Origin of the sequence: Mycobacterium sp. 236(2023) (genome assembly GCF_029623955.1) — a bacterium.
GTDB lineage: Bacteria > Actinomycetota > Actinomycetes > Mycobacteriales > Mycobacteriaceae > Mycobacterium.
In genome coordinates this window covers 193019-212794 of the sequence record NZ_JARSBP010000004.1, presented here as the reverse complement: position 1 = coordinate 212794, position 19776 = coordinate 193019, and the positions used below count along the sequence as shown (strand labels likewise).

At 67.5% G+C, this 19776-nt stretch carries 18 protein-coding genes and 1 tRNA gene; 10 read left to right on the top strand and 9 right to left on the bottom strand.

Annotated features, from left to right (window positions below; genetic code table 11):
• Nucleotides 1-10 precede the first annotated feature (10 nt).
• Genes P9A17_RS18080 through P9A17_RS18055 form a run of 6 tightly spaced genes read right to left on the bottom strand, consistent with a single transcriptional unit; the run spans nucleotide 11 to nucleotide 4129 of the window.
• A complete protein-coding gene (locus P9A17_RS18080; RefSeq protein WP_278040074.1) occupies nucleotides 11-805 on the bottom strand; it encodes a 3'(2'),5'-bisphosphate nucleotidase CysQ in 795 nt (264 codons plus the stop codon).
• 17 nt (nucleotides 806-822) lie between these two features.
• Nucleotides 823-1635 carry an SCO1664 family protein gene (locus tag P9A17_RS18075; protein WP_278040073.1) on the bottom strand — a complete coding sequence of 271 codons (813 nt, stop codon included), beginning with the start codon at nucleotides 1633-1635 and terminating at the stop codon, nucleotides 823-825.
• Entirely contained in the window at nucleotides 1622-2206 is a 585-nt protein-coding gene (locus P9A17_RS18070; protein ID WP_278040072.1) for a DUF3090 domain-containing protein, read from the bottom strand. The genes P9A17_RS18075 and P9A17_RS18070 overlap by 14 nt, the downstream gene beginning before the upstream one ends.
• A 37-nt stretch (nucleotides 2207-2243) precedes the next feature.
• Nucleotides 2244-2936: a histidine phosphatase family protein gene (locus P9A17_RS18065; protein ID WP_278040071.1), complete on the bottom strand. Its 693-nt coding sequence runs from the start codon at nucleotides 2934-2936 to the stop codon at nucleotides 2244-2246.
• A complete protein-coding gene (locus P9A17_RS18060; protein WP_278040576.1) occupies nucleotides 2933-3763 on the bottom strand; it encodes an undecaprenyl-diphosphate phosphatase in 831 nt (276 codons plus the stop codon). The genes P9A17_RS18065 and P9A17_RS18060 overlap by 4 nt, the downstream gene beginning before the upstream one ends.
• Before the next feature lie 54 nt (nucleotides 3764-3817).
• Entirely contained in the window at nucleotides 3818-4129 is a 312-nt protein-coding gene (locus P9A17_RS18055) for a hypothetical protein (protein WP_278040070.1), read from the bottom strand.
• A 175-nt stretch (nucleotides 4130-4304) separates the two neighbouring features.
• On the opposite strand from P9A17_RS18055, the gene P9A17_RS18050 reads away from it, so the two are divergent.
• From P9A17_RS18050 to P9A17_RS18040, 3 genes are read left to right on the top strand one after another with little or no spacing between them, the layout of a single operon-like run.
• Complete coding sequence (locus tag P9A17_RS18050; RefSeq protein WP_347403846.1) at nucleotides 4305-5279, top strand: hypothetical protein; 975 nt, start codon at nucleotides 4305-4307, stop codon at nucleotides 5277-5279.
• A 14-nt stretch (nucleotides 5280-5293) separates the two neighbouring features.
• Complete coding sequence (locus P9A17_RS18045; protein WP_278040574.1) at nucleotides 5294-5533, top strand: DUF5703 family protein; 240 nt, start codon at nucleotides 5294-5296, stop codon at nucleotides 5531-5533.
• Nucleotides 5533-6594: a quinone-dependent dihydroorotate dehydrogenase gene (locus P9A17_RS18040; protein WP_278040573.1), complete on the top strand. Its 1062-nt coding sequence runs from the start codon at nucleotides 5533-5535 to the stop codon at nucleotides 6592-6594. The genes P9A17_RS18045 and P9A17_RS18040 overlap by 1 nt, the downstream gene beginning before the upstream one ends.
• A 15-nt stretch (nucleotides 6595-6609) precedes the next feature.
• Here P9A17_RS18040 and P9A17_RS18035 read toward each other — a convergent pair whose 3' ends face one another.
• Together P9A17_RS18035 and P9A17_RS18030 are read right to left on the bottom strand one after the other, a co-directional pair.
• Complete coding sequence (locus P9A17_RS18035) at nucleotides 6610-7146, bottom strand: YbhB/YbcL family Raf kinase inhibitor-like protein (RefSeq protein ID WP_278040069.1); 537 nt, start codon at nucleotides 7144-7146, stop codon at nucleotides 6610-6612.
• 23 nt (nucleotides 7147-7169) lie between these two features.
• Nucleotides 7170-8504: a M20/M25/M40 family metallo-hydrolase gene (locus tag P9A17_RS18030; RefSeq protein WP_278040068.1), complete on the bottom strand. Its 1335-nt coding sequence runs from the start codon at nucleotides 8502-8504 to the stop codon at nucleotides 7170-7172.
• Nucleotides 8505-8584: 80 nt separating this feature from the next.
• On the opposite strand from P9A17_RS18030, the gene P9A17_RS18025 reads away from it, so the two are divergent.
• From P9A17_RS18025 to P9A17_RS17995, 7 genes are all read left to right on the top strand, one after another.
• Nucleotides 8585-8670, top strand: a tRNA-Leu gene (locus P9A17_RS18025).
• Between the two features lie 43 nt (nucleotides 8671-8713).
• Complete coding sequence (locus tag P9A17_RS18020) at nucleotides 8714-11443, top strand: AAA family ATPase (protein ID WP_347403850.1); 2730 nt, start codon at nucleotides 8714-8716, stop codon at nucleotides 11441-11443.
• A 60-nt stretch (nucleotides 11444-11503) separates the two neighbouring features.
• On the top strand, nucleotides 11504-12349 hold the full coding sequence (locus P9A17_RS18015) for an alpha/beta hydrolase (protein WP_278040067.1): 846 nt from the start codon (nucleotides 11504-11506) through the stop codon (nucleotides 12347-12349).
• Nucleotides 12346-13179, top strand: a complete 834-nt coding sequence (locus tag P9A17_RS18010; RefSeq protein WP_278040066.1) for an alpha/beta hydrolase — start codon at nucleotides 12346-12348, stop codon at nucleotides 13177-13179. Before P9A17_RS18015 ends, P9A17_RS18010 begins: the two co-directional genes overlap by 4 nt.
• Nucleotides 13180-13204: 25 nt before the next feature.
• Nucleotides 13205-13906: an SDR family oxidoreductase gene (locus P9A17_RS18005; RefSeq protein WP_278040065.1), complete on the top strand. Its 702-nt coding sequence runs from the start codon at nucleotides 13205-13207 to the stop codon at nucleotides 13904-13906.
• 89 nt (nucleotides 13907-13995) lie between these two features.
• Complete coding sequence (locus P9A17_RS18000) at nucleotides 13996-15288, top strand: acyltransferase (RefSeq protein ID WP_278040064.1); 1293 nt, start codon at nucleotides 13996-13998, stop codon at nucleotides 15286-15288.
• 84 nt (nucleotides 15289-15372) lie between these two features.
• Nucleotides 15373-15711 (top strand): hypothetical protein, encoded by a 339-nt coding sequence (locus tag P9A17_RS17995; protein WP_278040063.1) that lies wholly within the window; start codon nucleotides 15373-15375, stop codon nucleotides 15709-15711.
• 116 nt (nucleotides 15712-15827) lie between these two features.
• On the opposite strand, the gene P9A17_RS17990 is transcribed toward P9A17_RS17995, so the two are convergent.
• On the bottom strand, nucleotides 15828-19775 hold the full coding sequence (locus P9A17_RS17990) for a bifunctional nitrate reductase/sulfite reductase flavoprotein subunit alpha (protein WP_278040062.1): 3948 nt from the start codon (nucleotides 19773-19775) through the stop codon (nucleotides 15828-15830).
• Nucleotide 19776 lies beyond the last annotated feature (1 nt).

Below are 19776 nucleotides of genomic sequence, written 5' to 3'. Positions count from 1 at the left end.
TCATCCCCGTTCAGTCGCGTTTCGGTCCCTGGCCGGGCCGCCCGTAGGTCGCCCAGATCACCTCGAGCAGCGGCGCGGCCACCTCCGGCCTGCACATCAACAGATCCGGCAGATAAGGATCGCGGCGGTTGTAGATCAGCGGGGATCCGTCGAGCCGGGTGGCGTGCAGTCCGGCCGCCCACAGCACACCGGCGGGTGCCGCGGAGTCCCACTCCCACTGCCCGCCTGCGTGCAGGTAGGCGTCGACGTCGCCGCGCACCACCGCCATCGCCTTGGCACCGGCCGACCCGATCCGGACGAGCTGGATGTCGAGCTGGTCGCGGATGCGCCACAACACTGCCGGCGGACGGTTGGAGCTCGCGGTGATGCGGATGGGCCCATCGGCGCGCGGTGGTGGCGGCGCGACGGTGTCGGTGCGGTAGACCTCCCCGCGCGCGGGCAGGGCGACGGCAGCGTCGGTCAGCGCGCCCCTGCCGTCGGCTCCTGTGCGCTGCCACAGCGCGATGTGGACGGCCCAGTCCGCGCGCCCGGGCATCGAGTACTCGTAGGTGCCGTCGACCGGGTCGACGATCCAGACGCGGTCGGCGTCCACGCGGGACACGTCGTCGACGGCCTCCTCGGACAGGATCGCGTCGTGCGGGCGCGCGCGGTGCAGCCGGTCCAGGATCAGGGTGTTCGCGCGCATGTCACCGGCGTCACCGAGGTCGTAGGGGTCGTAGAACCCGAGCTGTTCGCGCATCTCGAGCAGCAGCTCACCGGCCTCCTCGGCCACCGCGGCGGCCAGTGCTGCGTCGGTGAGTGTCACCGGGTCAGTAGAACACGTCAAAACGCGGGCCATGGGATCGGCCGTCGCCGGTCTGGTGTCGGCATCACCGGATTACGCAGCAGGGCAACGACTCTGGAACGCAGTGCGGCGATCTCGCGGGGCGTGATGTGGTTGCACAGTTCGGCACCCAGATCTGCGTTGAGCTTCGTGCCGAGTTCGGCTACGTCGCGCAGGGTTTCGTCGTCTACGGGTTTGCCCGCCCAGCCCCACAGCACGGTGCGCAGCTTGTCCTCCTCGTGCAGCGTCACGCCGTGGTCGACGCCGTACACGCCGCCGTCCACGCCGTGCAGCACGTGACCCCCCTTGCGGTCGGCGTTGTTGATGATCACGTCGAACACCGCGATCCGGCGCAGCCGGTCGTCGTCGGCGTGCACGAGGGTGACCTCGTCGCCTGCGTAGTCGTAGGCCTGCAGCACGGGCAGGAAGCCCGGCGGGACCTTGCCCGCCGGAACCAGATCGATCAGGTCGAGTCCGTCGCCCTCGGCGTCGGGGTCGTCGTCACCGGGCTGGTCCACCCAGAGCTGCAGCATGCCGGGTCCCGCGGGGCCGTCACGAATAATGGTGTACGGCACCACATTCCAACCCAGCGCAGCCGACACCAGGTAGGAGGCGAGCTCACGGCCCGCGAGAGTGCCGTCGGGAAAATCCCACAGCGGCGCCTCACCGCGCTCGGGCTTGTAGACGCAGTGGGTCGGCTGCTCGGACACACCGGGAATCGAGGCCTCACACAGGAACGTGGCGTTGCTCGCGGAGCGGATCCGCCCGATCACGGTCAGTTCGCCGCGCTGCAGGACCTCAGAGCTCGTCATCGTCGGACCCGGACAGCGCACCGCGCCGGTACCCGTTGGTTCGCACGCAGATGTGCCCTTCCGGGTCCAGCGGCTCTTCGCACAGCGGGCAGGGCGGGCGCCCCGCCGAAATGACGCGGTTGGACCGGGCGGCGAACTGGCGGGCCGACTCGGGGGTCAGGAACACCCGCACCGCATCGGGCCCGTCCTCGGCATCATCGAGGACGACCGACGCATCGAACTCGGTTTCGGAGACCGCCAGAAGCTCGACGACCACGGTCTGCGCCTCGGAGTCCCAGCCCAGACCCATCGTCCCGACCCGGAACTCGGCGTCGACAGGGGTCACGAGCGGGCTCAGGTCGTCGATCTCGCCGGTTTCCGGCGGGATCGGCGTGCCGAACCGGCGGTTGATCTCGAGAAGCAGCGCCGCGATGCGCTCGGCGAGCACGGCCACCTGCTGCTTCTCCAAGATCACCGAGATGACCCGCTTGTCGTGAACGGCCTGCAGATAGAACGTCCGGTTTCCCGGTTGGCCGACGGTCCCGGCCACGAAGCGGTCGGGTGTGCGGAAGACGTGGATTTCGCGGGACATGGCAGTTTCCAAAATACCGGGAAGGGTCAGGATCGCTTCATTCGGTGGAACCACCGACCACGGCGTCACCGCTTGGAACGTCTTCGGTCTTGGCCGGCGGCTGGCTCAGCATCGAGTTCAGCGCGGCCCCGGTGTGGTTGACGTGGATCACGAACGGCCGCACCGGCGTGTAGCGCACCACACTCACCGATGCCGGGTCGGCGTTGATGCGCTGGAAGCTGTCCAGGTGGCTGCCCAGCGCGTCGGCCAGCACCGATTTGATGACGTCACCGTGGGTGCAGGCGACCCAGAGCACGTCCGCTCCGTGTTCCTCGGCGAGCCTGCGGTCGTGTTCGCGCACGGCCGTCACGGCACGGGCCTGAACCGCTGCCAGACCTTCCCCGTCGGGGAACACCGCGGCGCTGGGCTGCTGCTGGACCACCGCCCAAAGCGGCTCCTTGACCAGCTCGCCGATCTTGCGTCCGGTCCACGACCCGTAATCGACCTCGACGATGCGGTCCTCGACGACGGGCGTCAGTTTCAGCGCGGCGGCCAGCGGCTCGACGGTGCGCTCACAGCGCAGCAGGGGCGACCGCACGATGGCTTTGATCGGTAGTGCGCCGAGCCGGTCCACCAGCTCGGCAGCCTGCTCGCGGCCGCGGTCGTCGAGGTCGACACCTTCCGAGCGGCCTGCCAGGGTGTGGGCGGTGTTCGACGTGGACCGGCCGTGGCGCAGCAGCAGAACCGTCATATCGCGGCGACCGTTCCGGTCGCGAGCAGGATCAGCACCACGGTGCCCAGGATGATCCGGTAACCGACGAACCAGTACATGCTGTGGCGCACCAGGAATCGCAGGAACCAGGCGACCGCCGCGTACCCGACGACGAACGCGATCACCGTCGACACGAGCAGCTGCGCACCAGTGGCACTCATGCCCTCACCGACCGGGTTGAACGCATCGGGCAGGGAGAACAGCCCTGAGGCGAACACGGCGGGAATCGCGAGCAGGAAACCGAACCGCGCGGCGAGCTCGCGCTCCATACCCAGGAACAGGCCGGCGCTGATCGTCGCCCCTGACCGTGACACGCCGGGCACCAGCGCGAGGCACTGCGCGAAACCGACGATCACGCTGTCCTTCCACGTGAGTTGTTCCACGGGGCGGGTCTGCCTCCCGACGTACTCGGCGGCGGCGATGACGAACGAGAACAGGATCATCGCGGTCGCGACGATCCAGAGATTGCGTGCGCCCGTACGGATTTCGTCCTTGAACAGCAGACCGACCACGCTGATCGGGATCGTGCCGATGATGACCCACCAGCCGAGCCAGTAGTCGGCGTTGCGCGCCCCCGCCTTGAACAGGCCCGCGAACCACGCTTTGACGATCCGCACGATGTCGCGGGCGAAGAACACGAGGACGGCGGCTTCGGTGCCGAGCTGACTCACCGCGGTGAACGAGGCGCCGGCATCGTCTTCGAAGAACACTCTCGATGCGATGGCCAGATGCCCTGACGACGACACCGGCAGGAACTCGGTGAGACCCTGCAGGATCGACAGGACGACGACCTGCAGCCACGACATCTCCAGCACCCCCGTCACGACGACGACCGTACCGTGACGGGCTGCAGGCGGCTGTTAACGGCTGTTTCGCGCCACCGGCTGGGCATCGGCGACGGCGTCGCGCACGGTGGCGACCACGCTGCGCTCATCCGTCATGTCGACGTCGGTGAGCTTGCGGCTCGCCACGGCCACGATGTCCTCTGCCTGCGGGACCAGGCCACGCAACCGGGGCCGGTAGACCTCGACGACAAGCTCTTGCTTCTCCATGTGGAACGAGAAGCTGCGCCCGTCGCCGAGCTGGCCGAAGCCGCTCGCGTGCAATCCGGTGGTGACGTCCTCAACGGTGAATCCCTGACCGGTGACTTCGCTGTCCGTCGCAAGGGTCATGGTATGGACCATACCGCCGTTGGTGCTGCGGGGCCTCCCGGACAGCGGTTATTTGTGGTTACGGCGTTGCATAGACTGACTCGCGATCGGATTTCGACCCCTTCGAATCGAGAGAAACGCGTTGCTGCCACACCCCTCCACCCCAGGTCAGACGAGCCGTCTGGGGGTTGCCGTATTGACGCTTGTGCTTATTGCGGGGTGTTCGTCGAATCCGGCCGACACGCCGCCGCCCACCATCGCGCCGGCCCAGGCCGCTGACTCGCCGGTGGTGGCCGGGACCCCGCCGGGTGTGATCCGGCCGCTCGGCGCGCCCGCGCAGTCCGCCGTCTTCGATGCGGCGACGTCGTCGCTGGTGGTGTTGACCGGCGAATCGGCCGTCACCGTGATGTCGTCGACGGGCGACCAGGCACAGGTCGAACTGGAGAGCGCCGCGACGTCACTTGCCGGCGACGGCCAGGGACACGCCTACCTGTCCACCCGGGGCGGCTATTTCCGCCTCGACATCGCCGCCGGTGACACCGAACGGGTGGGCGTCGACGGCGAGGACGGTACCGATTTCACGGCGATCGCCCGCCGGGCCGACGGCAAGCTGGTGTTGGGCAGCGCCGACGGCGCCGTTTACACCCTGTCCTCGGATAAGGCGGTCGGCGCGCGGCTGAAGATCTTCGCGCGGGTGGATGACCTTGTCACACAGGGCAATACCGCGGTCGTTCTCGATCGCGGGCAGACCTCGGTGACGAGCCTCAACGACGAAGGCACCAACTCCGAGCACGCCCTGCGGGCCGGCGAGGGCGCCACCACGATGGCCGCCGACTCCGCCGGGCGGGTGCTGGTCGCCGACACCCGCGGCGGAGAGTTGCTCGTATACGGTGTGAACCCGTTGATCCTTCGGCAGCGCTACCCGGTGCCGGACGCGCCGTACGGGCTGACCGGTTCGGGAGACGCCTCCGGGCTGGCGTGGGTCGCACAGACGGCGACGAACACTGTTGTTGGTTACGATCTGGCGACCGGCATCCCCGTTGAGAAGGCCCGATATCGAACCGTGCAGCAACCGAACTCGCTGGCATTCGACGATGCGTCTGGCACCCTGTATGTGGTGTCGGGGTCGGGAGCTGGGGTTCAGGTGATCGAGGGAGCTGGTTCATCGTGAGCTCTCGAGGCAGGATGCCCGCCGCGTGGAGCAAAGCGGTGGCGGAGGACTCTGCCGACTACGAGTGGATTCCGCTGCGGCTGCCGCCCGATGTCACGCGCGTGACCGCGTCCATCCGGCTCTCCATCGAAGCCGAGTACCGCGGCTGGGAGCTCAATCGGGTGCGGCTGTACACCGACGGCTCCCGGCGGGTGTTGCTGCGGCGCAAGAAGCGTGCAGGCGGACCATCCGGACCGGATCAGCCGGCGCTGTGATGTACGCGGCGCTGCGCAAGGCCTTCTTCCTGGTGCCGCCCGAGCGCATCCACACGTGGGTGTTCGCCGGGCTGCGTGCAGCCACGACACCCGACCCGCTCCGCCGTCGCCTGGCCCGGCGGCTGGCACCGCGGGATCCGGTGCTCGCCAGCACCGTTTTCGGGGTGCGGTTCCCCGGGCCGATGGGGCTGGCCGCGGGTTTCGACAAAGATGGTCTCGGCATAAACACCTGGGGCGCACTGGGTTTCGGCTACGCCGAAATGGGAACGGTGACGGCGCAGGCTCAGCCGGGCAACCCCGCCCCGCGAATGTTCCGGCTGCCCGCCGACCGGGCGCTGTTGAACCGCATGGGTTTCAACAATCACGGCTCGGCCGCGCTGGCCGACCAACTCACCCGCAGCTCCTCCGACGTGCCCATCGGCGTGAACATTGGCAAGACCAAGGTGACGCCGCCGGAGCGCGCGGCGCAAGACTATGCCGAGAGTGCCCGCCTGCTCGGCTCGCTGGCCGCCTACCTCGTCGTCAACGTCAGCTCCCCCAACACGCCCGGCCTGCGTGACCTGCAATCCGTCGAGTCGCTGCGCCCGATCCTGTCCGCGGTGCTCGCCGAGACGTCGACGCCGGTGCTCGTCAAGATCGCGCCCGATCTCGCCGACGGTGATATCGACGACATCGCCGATCTCGCAGTTGAACTCGGCCTCGCCGGGATCGTCGCCACCAACACGACGATCTCCCGCGAGGGCCTCCTGACGCCGGGCGTCGACGCGCTCGGCGCCGGCGGCATCTCCGGCGCCCCGGTGGCCCGGCGCGCGGCGGAGGTGCTGCGCCGACTGTACGCACGCGTCGGCGACCGGCTGGTCCTCATCAGCGCGGGCGGCATCGAGACCGCCGACGACGCGTGGGAACGCATCACCGCGGGCGCGTCTCTGCTGCAGGGCTACACCGGGTTCGTCTACGGCGGGGGCCTGTGGGCCAAGAACATCAACGACGGCATCGCAGAGCGCTTGCGCGCCAACGGCTTTGCGTCGCTGACGGATGCGGTGGGCTCGGCAGCGCGTTAGCTCTCCGCTCGCCGTCTAGTTCTGTTCGTACGTCCCCGTGATCAGCGCGCGTGCGATCGCGTGGCCGAACAGATTGAAGCCCAGATACGCCGGGGTGCCCTCGGCAGGGATCTCGAGCTTCTCCACGTCGACGGCGTGCACGGCGACGATGTAGCGGTGCACACCGTGGCCTGCCGGCGGGGCCGCGCCGATGAAGCGCTTCAGGCCCGCGTCGTTGGCCAACGTGACTGCGTCGCCGGGGAATCCGCTCGCGCTGCCGTCGCCAACACCGGCGGGCAGGTCGGTGACCGTCGCCGGCAGGTTGAACACGGCCCAGTGCCAGAAGCCCGACGCGGTCGGCGCGTCGGGGTCGTAGACGGTGACGGCGAAGCTGCGCGTCTCCTCGGGGAATCCCGACCAGCTCAGCTGCGGCGAGACGTCCGAACCGCCTGCGCCCATGATGCCGCTGACCTGGTCGTTGCCCCACGCCCCGCCGTCGGTGAACGACTCTGACGTCACGGTGAACGTGGGCAGCTCGGGCAGGAAGGAGTAGGGGTCGTAATCAAAGGCCATGAGAGGAGATCCTTTCGATCGATTTACGAGTTCAGCAGGAAGTGCTCGAGGACCTGCGCGCCGAACGTCAACGCATCGACAGGTACCCGTTCGTCGACGCCATGGAACAAGGCGGCGAAATCCAGATCGGGCGGCAGCCGCAACGGCGCGAAACCGAAGCAGCGAATTCCCAAGCGGGCGAAGTGCTTTGCGTCAGTGCCACCGGACAGCATGTATGGCACGGTGCGCGCGTCGGGATCGGTCGCCAGGATCGCGTTGTTCATTGCGTCCAACAGCTCGCCGTCGAACGGTGTCTCATACGACGGCAGGTTCGTGATCCACTCCCGCTTCACGTCGGGCCCGATGATCTCGTCGATCTCACGCTCGAACTCGGCGAGCCGGCCCGGCAGCACCCGGCAGTCGATGACGGCCTCGGCCGTCGCAGGGATCACGTTGGCTTTGTAGCCGGCCTTGAGCATGGTCGGGTTGGCGGTGTCGCGCAGCGTGGCGCCGACGATCCTGGCGATACCGCCCAGCTTGGCGACGGTGCCCTCGATGTCGGGCGAGGCGGGATCGAACGCGTGCCCGGTCTCCTCCCCGACCGCAGTGAGGAACTGCTCGACCGATTCCGTCATGACGATCGGGAACTGGTGCTTACCGAGCTTGGCCACCGCTTCGGCGACGGCGGTGACGGCGTTGTCGTCGTGCACCATCGATCCGTGCCCGGCGCGGCCCCGGGCGGTCAGCCGCATCCACAGCATGGCCTTCTCGGCCGTCTCGATCAGATACAGCCGGCGCTCGCCGCCGTCGGCGCGCGGCACCGTCAGGGAGAATCCACCGACCTCCCCGACCGCCTCGGTGACGCCCTCGAACAGGTCGGGCCGATTCTCGACGAGCCACTTGCACCCGTAGTTACCGCCCGCCTCCTCGTCAGAGACGAAGGCGAACACCAGCTCGCGCGGCGGCACCGTGCCGGAACGTTTGAAGTGCCGGGCGACGGCGATCATCATCCCGACCATGTCCTTCATGTCGACCGCGCCGCGGCCCCACACGTACCCGTCCTCGACGGCACCGGAGAACGGGTGCACGCTCCAATCGGACGCCTCGGCGGGCACCACGTCGAGGTGACCGTGCAGCATCAACGCGCCGCGCGTGCGGTCGGCGCCCTCCAGACGGGCGAACACGTTGGCCCGGCCCGGCGCGCCGGCCTCGATGTACTCGCACGCATATCCGACTTCGGAGAGCTGATCGACCACCCAGCGCGCGCATTCCGCCTCACCCATGGTGGTCGCGGGGTCGCCCGTGTTGGAGGTGTCGAACCGGATCAGGGCGCTCACGAGGTCGACGACCTCGTCGGCAGGCGATAGTGGACCACTCACATGTCCCTTTCTAACACTGCACCGTTCGCCTGGTTTGGGCCCGGGGCGGCTCATCCGTTAGCCTTAGGCGCTCACATCGGGTCCGAGTGGCGGAATGGCAGACGCGCTAGCTTGAGGTGCTAGTGCCCTATTAACGGGCGTGGGGGTTCAAGTCCCCCCTCGGACACTCTTCTCATGCCGACGATGTAGAAGTGGCTTAGTCTCCTCCCATCGCCGCACCCACGCACCCACTGCTAGGCCGCTCGGCCGAGACCCGCCGACTCAACGCGCTCCTCGCCGGAGCACGCAACGGCTCCGGGGGCGCGGTCGCCGTCCTCGGTGAGCCCGGCATCGGCAAAACCGAGATGCTCAACGCCCTCGCAGCCGACGCAGTCGGTCTCGAGGTCCTGCGCGTCGACGGATACGAGGCAGAATCGAACATCCCCTACGCGGCTCTACAGCGGATGGGCTTACTACTCACCGGCCACCTGGACGTACTGTCCCCACGGCACCGACAGGCTCTGCGGGTCGCGTGGGGTGTCGACGACGGCCCACCACCGGACCGCTTTCAGGTCGGGATGGCGACGCTGTCGCTGTTCGCAGCCGCCGGAGTCGCCAAGCCCACGCTGTGCATGGTCGACGACGCGCACTGGCTCGATCCCGAGTCGTTCGCGGTCCTGACCTTCGTTGCGCGCCGTTTGACAGCGGAATCCACCGGACTAGTTCTGGCAAGCCGTGAATCATCCGACGATGACGCGCATTTCGCCGGTATCGACCGTCTGGTCCTCAAGGGATTGGACAAGATGTCGGCCGTCGAGTTGCTGCGTTGCTGCGCACCCGAAATCGTCGACCCACTCGTTGCGACACACATCGTCGAGGCAACCGGCGGCAATCCGCTGGCACTGGTCGACCTCGCACACGAACTCGACATCCGACGCCATGCGGATCCATCGGCGCAAGACCTCATTCCAGTGGGGCGCCGGCTGGAAACCCACTACCTACGCGAAATCCGCTGCGTCGACGAGGAAGTGCAACGCTGGTTGGCCATCGCCGCTGCCGCGGCAAGTCCCGACATCCGGCTGATCACCGTGGCGGCAGACGCCGAGGGCCTGCCGGCCGGATGCCCTGCCGAGGCATCGCGTGCCGGCTTCGTCAGCTTCGGGGAGACCGTGCACTTTCGTCATCCATTGGTGCGCTCCGTCGTCTACTCCGCCACGCCCGGTGAGCAACGCCGCAAGATCCACGCGGGGCTGGCCGCGGCAGCAGCAGCGCTCGGTTTGCACGACTTGCAGGCATGGCACAGCGCCGAAGCCACCGCGGGACTCGACGACAATGTCGCCGATGCCCTCGAACGGTCGGCCGCGCGCGCCAGTCGCCGGGGTGGTCGGCTGTCGGCGGCGAGGCTGCTGTCGCGCGCGGCGGAGCTGACCGCGTCCGGCAGTATGCGTAACGGGCGACTGCTGTCGGCAGCCGAGGCAGCCTCCGAAGCCGGTGCGGCCCATCTGGCATCGCAGTACCTCGACCGCGTCCATGCGGCGCACCTCGATGACGTGCAGCGGGGCAGGTTGACACGAGTCCGGTCCTCCCTGGCGTTGTTTCTCGCAGACCCCGACATGCTGGTGCGGGCAGCCAGCGAAACTCTGAACGCAGCAGCGTGTTTCCACGGCGCCGACGCGGACAGCGAGCAGCGAGCTCTACTTCAGGCGTTCGAGATCATGCTGGTCTCGGAAAATCTGACAGAGGGTACCGATCTTCCCGAGATGGGCAGACGCCTCAAAGCCGGTGCCGGCGAGGGCTTTCGGGGGGACCTGTTGCGCGGCATCTCCGCGCTGATCTTGCAGCCGTTCGATGACGCCGTGCCCGTGATGCGTACCGCGCTGGACACTCTTTTCGGCCTTGGTGAGGGCGACCTGATCGAGTGCGGCTTCATCGGATTCGTTTTCACCACAGCCTTGTTCGATGTGACCGCGTCGGAGCGTTTTCTCGACCGCCTGGCCACCGCGGCTCGTGACCGCGGCGCGCTACGGGTGCTCGATTCGGTGCTGTGGGTCCGGTCGCTGTTTGAGATCGATCGAGGGAATCCCTCCGCTGCAGGAACATTCGTCAGCCAGGTGCGAGAACTGCGACGCGCGAGCGGGTACGACGCAGAGAACGTCGTCAACGTGTCCTTTTTGGTGTGGACCGGGCTGCCCACCGACCAGGTCGAGGCAATCAGCGACATCATCGGAAGCACCGGATTCGGAGGTGTCCAGTCGGCCGCGCAGTTGGCGCTAGCGATCCGCGAGATCGCCGAAGGCCGCTACAACGATGCCTATGAACGCCTCAAACACTTGGTCGCTCAGCCCTTCCTGCAGGTGACCGACCATATGCTGGCCGATTATGTCGAGGCCGCCCTGCGCAGCGACCACCTCGACGATGCGCACGCTGCCGGCACACGCCTCTCGCTGCTCGCCGAGGCGACCGGTGAGCCCTGGATCGTCGGCCTGGATGCCAGATGCCGCGCGTTGCTGGCCGACGACGCCCACGCCGAGGATCACTTCGTGCGCGCCATCGAACATCTCGGGAAGGTCGACGTCCCCGGCGACCTCGGCCGTGGTCACCTGCTCTACGGCGAATGGCTGCGCCGGCGGAAGCGTCGACGTGACGCCAGAGCGCAACTCCGTCGCGCGGCCGAGATCTTCGACCGAGTCGACGCCCCCGCGTTCCGCGGCCGCGCACGCGGCGAGTTGGCCGCGACGGGCGAGAGACCTCACGAGCGTGCCGTGGTCGGTGGCGTCGAACTGTCTCCTCAAGAGGTTGCGGTGGCCAGACTTGCCGCCGACGGCGCGACCAATGCCGAAATCGCTGCGACGCTCTTCATCAGCACCAACACCGTCGACTACCACCTGAGAAAAGTCTTCGGCAAGCTTGGAGTGTCGTCCAGGCGTCAGCTTGCCGAACGGTTCGCCCCACCTCACTGACCCTCACGACTACGTGCCGCACGTGGTTCGGCGCAACCTTGAGGCCGACACACTCGACTCATGCCCTTCATCACGACCGAAGACGGCGCCCAGATCTTCTATAAAGACTGGGGACACGGCGTACCGGTGATCTTGAGCCACGGCTGGCCGCTGAATGCCGACGCCTGGGACGCGACGTCGTTGTTCCTCGCTCGCAACGGATTCCGGGCGATCGCCCACGACCGCCGAGGCCATGGTCGATCCACCCAAACCTGGCATGGCAACGACATGGACACCTACGCCGACGACCTGGCCACCCTCATCAATGCGCTCGATCTGAAGAATGCGGTGCTGATCGGCCATTCCACCGGCGGTGGAGAGGCGGTCCGCTACATCGCCCGCCACGGAAGCGACCGGGTAGCGAAGTTGGTGTTGATCTCTGCTGTACCGCCGCTGATGCTTCAGGCTGAAGATAACCCGACCGGCTTACCCGCCGCGGCTTTCGACGCACTCCGCGAAGGTCTACTCAGAGACAGTGCACGGACCTATCGCGACCTCGCCGACGGGCCGTTCTTCGGCCACAACCGAAATGGCACCGTGTCCAAAGGAATTCGGGACGGCTTCTGGCTTCACAGCATGGCGTGCGGATACCGCGCCGCCTACGAGTGTATCGCCGCGTTCTCGGCCACCGACTTCCGGCCAGACCTCAACCAGGTCGACGTGCCGACATTGGTGATCCACGGTGATGACGACCAGATCGTCCCTTTCCTGGTCGGCGGTCAGCGCTCCGCCGGGCTGATCGCCGATGCGCACTTGATCGTCTATTCCGGTCGGGGACACGGACTTCCCGACACCGACCGGGACAGGCTGCACGCCGACATTCTCGCATTTCTCGCCCAACCAACTGAAAGTGATACCTTGCGATGACCGAACAGCGTTGCGACACCATCGTTTTGATCCATGGCCTGTGGATGACCCCGCGTAGCTGGGAGGATTGGAAAACCCGGTACGAGGCACTCGGCTACCGCGTGCTGACGCCGGGGTATCCGGGTTTCGAGATCGAGGTCGAGGGCCTACGCGAGAACCCCGAGATCATCGCCGAACTCACCGTCCCCCAGACCGTCGATCATCTGGCCGGCGTCATCGAGTCACTCGAGACGCCACCGATCATCATCGGGCACTCCTTCGGTGGCACGCTGACCCAACTCCTGCTGGCCCGCGGCCTGGGTGCAGCCGCCGTGGTGGTGGATTCGGCCCCGACCGAGGGCGTTCGGGTGACCCCACTCTCGCAGGCGAGATCGCTGTTCCCGGCATTGAAGAACCCGGCGAACATCCACAAGGCTGTCGGCTTCACCGAGGCCGAATTCCACTACGCGTTCACCAACACGCTGACCCGCGAGGAGTCCGACCGGGTGTGGAAGCGCTACGCGATCGCCGCGCCGGGAAGCTGGGTCTGGCATTACGGCCTGCTCGCCAATTGGCAACCGGGTCATCAGGACACCTGGGTGGACTATTCGGCCGACCGCGCTCCGCTGCTGTTCATCGCCGGCGAGAAGGACCACATCATGCCGCCATCGGTGAACAAGTCCAACGCCAAGCACTATCACCGTTCCCCCGCCGTCACCGAGTACTTCGAGTTCCCCGGACGCGATCACTGGACGTGCGGAGCTCCGGGGTGGGAGGAGGTGGCCGACCACGCGCTGAACTGGGCTGTGGGTTACGCCGACCTCGCCCCGCGCGGTCTGCACCAGAGTTGATCAGACACTCGCCGAGAGAAGAGAGATGGTTTCGATAGCAGATTCGGTCGCCGTGGTGACCGGCGGACGTCAAGGATTGGGAGCTGCGCTCGTCGACGCGCTGCTGGAGCGTGGAGCGACGAAGGTTTACTCGACCGGCCGGCACCACTTCACCGATCCGCGGCCGCGGGTCTCTCCACAGGTCCTTGATGTGCGCGACGACCGGTCGGTCGCCGAGTTCGCCGCTGTTGCCTCCGATGCGACGATCGTCGTCAACAATGCCGGCATCTCCCTGCCGGGTCCGCTGTTGTCGGCTGACCTGGCCGACGCCCGAGAAATGGTCGAGACAAACGTATTCGGGCCGCTCCGGGTGACTCGGGCATTCGCCACCACCTTGGCGACCAACGGAGGTGGAGCGCTGGTCAACATCGCGTCCGTGCTGTCGTGGCTGGCAGGCGCCGGCGCCTACGGCGCATCGAAAGCGGCGCTGTGGTCCCTCACCAACTCGCTCCGTCTGGAGCTGACGGGGCAGGGGACCCAGGTTCTCGGCGTGCATGTGTCGTTCATCGACACCGAGATGGTCGCCGGTATCGCGGTCGCCAAGACGGCGCCCGCCGAGGTCGCCAGGCGCATCGCCGACGCGCTCGAAGCCGACGCCTCCGAGGTCCTGGTGGACGAGGCGTCCAAGCAAACCAAGACCGCACTCGGCGGACCCGTGGAAAACCTCGTCATCGATCGTTTCTCGTAGCGACGGACACGCGGCGGACAGCGCCGCGCGTCGGCACCGTCCTCGGTTACCGTTCCACCAGAAGTGGACGCGCCGGGAAGGGGCAGCGCATGGATGGCACCGGAGCCCCTTCGCGCGCAATCGCACTCGATCTGTATCGATCGGCCGCCGTCATGCTCGTCGTCATCGGCCACTGGCTGCTGTCGGTCATGACCTACCGCGACGGCGAGTTCGGCCGGGACAACCCGTTGGTGCTGCTGCCGTGGACGCAGTGGCTCACGTGGGGCTTCCAGGTGGTGCCGGTGTTCTTCGCGGTCGCAGGCTATGCCAGCGCGGTGTCGTGGACCCGCCATGACCCGTCCACGTCGCGCCAGGAGTGGATCCGGCGCCGCGTGGCCCGCACACTCGGGCCCACCGCGGTCTACGCAGGCTTCATCCTCGTCGTGATGGGAGTGCTGCGGCTGGTCGGTATCGACGGATCGGTGCTTGAGCTCGGCGGCTGGGCGGTCGCCATGCACCTGTGGTTCCTCGCCGTCTATCTGATGGTCGTCACGCTGACGCCCATCGCCGTTGCCGCACACCGCCGCTGGGGCCTCGCCGTGCCGGCCGCGCTGGCGGCCTGCCTGGTGCTCGTCGATGTGGTCGGGATCAGCACCGGCCATCAGGAGATCCGGATGGCGAACTACTTCTTCTGCTGGGCGGCGATCTACCAGCTCGGAATCGCCTGGCACGGTGGCCTTCTCGGCCGTCGGAACCTCCTGGGTATGGCTGCGGTGGCGGCGGTGACACTACCGATGTTGGTGACGTGGGGTCCGTATCCGATCCCGATGATCGGGGTGCCCGGCGACCGGGTGGAGAACTCCGCTCCCCCGTCGCTGGCGCTGCTGGCGCTGGCGACGGCACAGATCGGAGTCTTGTTCGCCCTCGTGCCGCTGCTGAATCGTGCGCTGGCACGGGGTGTCTGGCCCCGGGTGATCGCGGTCGCGAACAACAACGTGATGGCGCTGTACCTGTGGCACATGCTGCCGGTCATCGTCGTGACCGTCATCGCGTACCCGGCGGGCCTGCTACCCCAGCCGCCGCTCGGCTCCGGCATGTGGTGGCTGGCACGGCTCGAATGGGAGCTGGTGCTCGCGGTGGTGACCGCCGCGTTGCTGTGCCTGTTGTTCTGGCAGCGGCGGGTCTTCGCCGCACCGGTGCCGACGTTCGCCGTGCCACTTCCCGCACCGGCGGCGGAAGCGATGCTCTATGCCGGTACCGGGGCGTGCGCACTGGCGCTGAGTCTCCTGTCCGCCAACGGATTTGCCCCGGGCGGGCGGTTCCCCGTCGTGGCGGTCGCGCTGTTCGTGGGCGGTGCGGTGCTCGTGGCGGCCCGGCCGAAAGTCACGTCGGTGAAGACATAGCGTGCTCATAGCGAGGGGAAAGTCGGCGCCTAGCCACGGCCCGTAAACCGGTACGGAACACATTTCCGACCCGAGGAGACCACCATGGCGCGTCGCCTGCCCATTGCCATTCTCAGCGGTGCTGCCGCGGCTGCGGCTTTCGCACTGACCGCCTGCAGCACCGCCACCGCCGGACCCCCGGCTCCACCTGCAGATATCACCCAATGCCTCATCGACAATGGTGTGCCCGCCGCCGCGGCAACTCCGCCGGAAGGCCGACCCGGTGGGCCGGGCGGACCCGGCGGACCCGGTGGACCGCCGCCGGGCGGATCCGATGCGGGCGAACGACCCATGCCGCCCACGCCACCCGCGCCTGCCGGCGTCGACCAGGACACGTGGACCGCGGCATTTGGAGCGTGTGCGCCGCACGGTCCGGCGCACTAGACCGAACCGAGCATTGGCGGGAACGCGGTAGCGGTGACGCAGCGAGCGTGCGTGAAATGCCAGTGCTGGCCGGCGTGCCGGTGCGCAGACACGCGCGCTCGCGGTGCAACGGAGGGTCAGTACACGTCGCGGACGTAGCGCTTCTCGGCGACCATCTCGCGCTTGTAGTCACGGGCCGCGTCCGCGCTCACCCCGCCATGCTTACGGATGATCTCAGTGAGTGCGTCGTCGACGTCCCTGGCCATCCTGGTGGCGTCCCCACAGACGTAGAAATGGGCGCCGTCGTCGAGCCAGCGCCACACGTCGGCGCCGTAGTCAAGCATCTTGTGCTGCACGTAGACGCGCTTGGGCTGATCCCGCGAGAACGCGAGGTCGAGCCGGTTGAGGAAGCCGTCGTCGACCATGTCCTGCAGGTCGTCGCGGTAGTAGAAGTTCTGCTCGCGGTGCTGGTCGCCGAAGAACAACCAGTTGGGCCCGCGGTGACCGAGAGCGCGGCGTTCCTGCAGGAAACCCCGGAACGGTGCGATGCCCGTGCCCGGCCCGACCATGATCATCGGCCTGTCGGATTCCTCCGGCGGCCGGAAATGCGGGGATCGCTGCAGGAACACCGAGACCGGGGTGCAGTCGGGCAGGTCGGCGAGATAGGTCGATGCCACGCCGCCGCGCGGGCCACCATCGGCGCCGCGGTAGCGCACGATCGACACGGTCAGCTGCACTTCGTTGGGGCTCACCAGCGGGCTCGACGAGATCGAGTACTGCCGCGGCGTGAGCCGCACCAGCACCTCCTGCCACAGTTCGGGGTCGGTGCGAATGCCGAACTCGCGCACCAGGTCCACCCCGTTGCGGTTGACCAGCCACTTGTCGAGTTCGCCGGGATTGTTGCGCAGCCGTTTGGCGGCGCCGGCGTCCGGGCAGTGTTCCGCGACGAACGTGACCAGGTTCGACGTCACCTTGCAGATGTCGTAGTGCCACGTCAGTGCCTCGCGCAACGACAGTTGTGCGCCGTCGACGATCACGGCCTCGGCACCGTGGAAACCAGTTGCGGACAGCCAGCTTTCGACGGCGAAGCCCGAGTTGACGACCGACACGCCCAGCGAGTCCCCGACCGAGTACGTCACGTCGTGCCCGCTGATGTCGAACCCGAACTGCCGCACCTCCTTCGCGGCGTCGGGCGGGGTCAGCCGGACGTTGCGGCACAACGGAGCATCGACGGGCCGGGCGCGGGTGAACAGCACAGGCGCTGCCGGCGCAGTGGTCGGCGTCGCGGCCGGCGCTGAACTCACCAGCCCGACAACCGAATCCGCCCACTGCGTCATCGGCTGGTCGTCATACGCCTCACAGTCGGCGCGGTCGAGCATCCGCGTCGCACCGAGATCGGCCAGGCGCGCGTCGAGCGATTTGGCATGGCCGCAGAAGTTGTCATAGGAGCGGTCGCCGATGCCGAGCACCGAGTACCGCACACCGTCGAGCGTCGGCGCATCCGGTGATTCCAGGCGCTCCCAGAAGTCGGCGCCGTTGTCCGGCGGTCCGCCGTCGCCGAACGTACTGGTGACGATCACGATCTCGCCGGCGCCGGTGAGATCGGCGAGGTCGACGTCGTCCATGGCGCGCAGCCGTGCACCGCTGAGTCGCTCACCCAGCCGCCCGGCAAACTCCTCGGCGTTGCCGGTCTGCGACGCCCACAGCACCAGCGGCCCCCCGCCGGCTTCGGTAGGCGTCTCAGGGTTCTCCAGTCTCGAATACCGTCCGGCCAGCAACCCGTCGACCCACAGCCGTGCACGGGCGCTGACAGGCGCGTGCGAAGGCAACACCGGGACGCCGGGCAGGCCGTCCTCGATGCCGGCGAGAAAACCGGCCACATAGATCTTTTCGTCGTCCGTCAGTTCAGGTTCGCCCGACACAACGGGAATCGGCGTCAGCCGCACCGCGCACACCTTGAACTCCGGTTGCAGTGAATCCGGGTCGACGGCGTCGTTGGTCAGCGCGTTGATCGTCAGATTCTCGCCGTGCTCGTCGTTCCAGTGGAACGGCACCCACGTGTTGCCGGGACGGACCCGGTCGGTGACGACGGCAGGCAGGACCGCCCGGCCGCGCCGCGTCACCAGCTCCACGTCAGTGCCGTCCGAGATTTGCAGCGCGGCAGCGTCGTCGGGATGAACCTCGACGAACGGTCCCGGGTTGAGCTTGTTGAGCTTGGCGACCTTCCCGGTCTTCGTCATCGTGTGCCACTGATGTTGCAGACGACCGGTGTTGAGGACCATCGGGTAGTCGCCATCGGGCAGTTCGGCGGCGTCGACGTGCGGGCGGGCGTGGAACACCGCACGCCGCGAGGGCGTCGCGAACGCCAGTCGTGGCGTATGACCGTCGGTATCGGTGTACAGGTCCTGGGACACACCGTCGTTGAGGTACCGGATCGGGTTGCGGTCCGGGGTTTCCTCCGCAGCGCAGGGCCACTGGACGGGCGCACCGCGCAGCCGCTCGTACGTGATACCGCGCAGGTCGTATCCCGTTCGCGGATTGTGGAATCGGCGGATCTCGTCGAAGATCTGCTCGCTCGACTTGTAGTCGAAGTCGTCGCCGAACCCGAGATGCTGCGCCACCCCGCAGATCAGCTCCCAATCCGGCCGGGCGTCTCCGGCGGGCGGGATCGACTGCTGCAGCAGCGTCAGTGTGCGATCGGAGTTGACCATCACCGAGTCCGCTTCGGCCCACAGCGTGGCGGGCAGCATGATGTCGGCATAGCGGTTGGTGGCGGTGTCGACGTAGGTGTCCTGGGTGATGACGAGCTCCGCGGCCTCCAGGCCGGTGATCACGGTGTCGCGATTGGCCACGCTGGCAACGGGATTGGTGCAGATGATCCAGGCGGCCTTGATGTCACCGTCGCCGATCTGACGGAACATCTCGACGGTACCGGGGCCGACCTCGGTACGGATGGTGCCGGGCTCGAGATTCCACTGCGTTTCGACGAACGCCCGGTCGTCGGCCGACAGCACCGCCCGTTGGCCGGGCAGACCAGGTCCCATGTAACCCATTTCACGCCCGCCCATGGCGTTGGGCTGGCCGGTCAGCGACATCGGTCCCGCCCCGGGCCGGCAGATCGCACCGGTCGCCAGATGCAGATTGCAGATCGCGTTGGTGTTCCACGTGCCGTGGGTACTCTGGTTGAGCCCCATCGTCCAGCACGAGACCCAGTCCCCCGCCTCGGCGATCATGTCGGCAGCGGTGCGGATGTCGGCTTCAGGGAGCCCGGTGATGGCGGCGACGCGGTCGGGCGAATAGTCGGCGAGAAAGTCCGGCATACCCTCCCAGCCTTGGGTGTGCTCGGCGATGAATTCCTGGTCGATGGCCCCGATCTCGACGAGCACGTGCAGGATGCCATTCAGCAGGGCCAGGTCGGTGCCCGGCCGGATCGGCAGAAAGAGGTCGGCTTTGTCGGCGGTGGCGGTTCTGCGGGGGTCGACGACGATCAGCTTGGCTCCGGCCTTGAGCCGGTCGGCCATCCGTAGGTACAGGATCGGGTGGCAGTCGGCCATATTGGAGCCGATGACGAAGAACAGGTTGGTGCAGTCGAAGTCGGTGTAGGAACCGGGCGGTCCGTCGGCACCCAGTGACTGCTTGAAACCGGTGCCCGCACTCGCCATGCAGAGCCGGGAGTTCGACTCGATGTGCACGGTACGCAGAAATCCCTTGGCCAGCTTGGTCGCCAGGTACTGCGCCTCGATCGACATCTGCCCCGACACGTAGAGACCGACCGCATCGGGGCCGTGCTCGTCGACGATGGCACGCAGTCGCGCGCCGGCCTCCGCCAGCGCGTCGTCGACGTCGACGGCCACCGGATCCGCGTCCCGTGACGGCCGCAGCAGCGCCGTCGTCAACCGCCCGTCGGTCGCGGCCATCATTTCGGCGTGGGTGGCGCCCTTGGTGCACAGCCGCCCGAAGTTGGTGGGGTGCAGCTTGTCTCCGGACACCCGGGCGATCACCGGAACGCCCGATGCGGGGTCGGTGCGGGTCTCGACGGAGATCCCGCACCCGACCCCGCAATAGGAACAGGCGGTTCGCGTCATC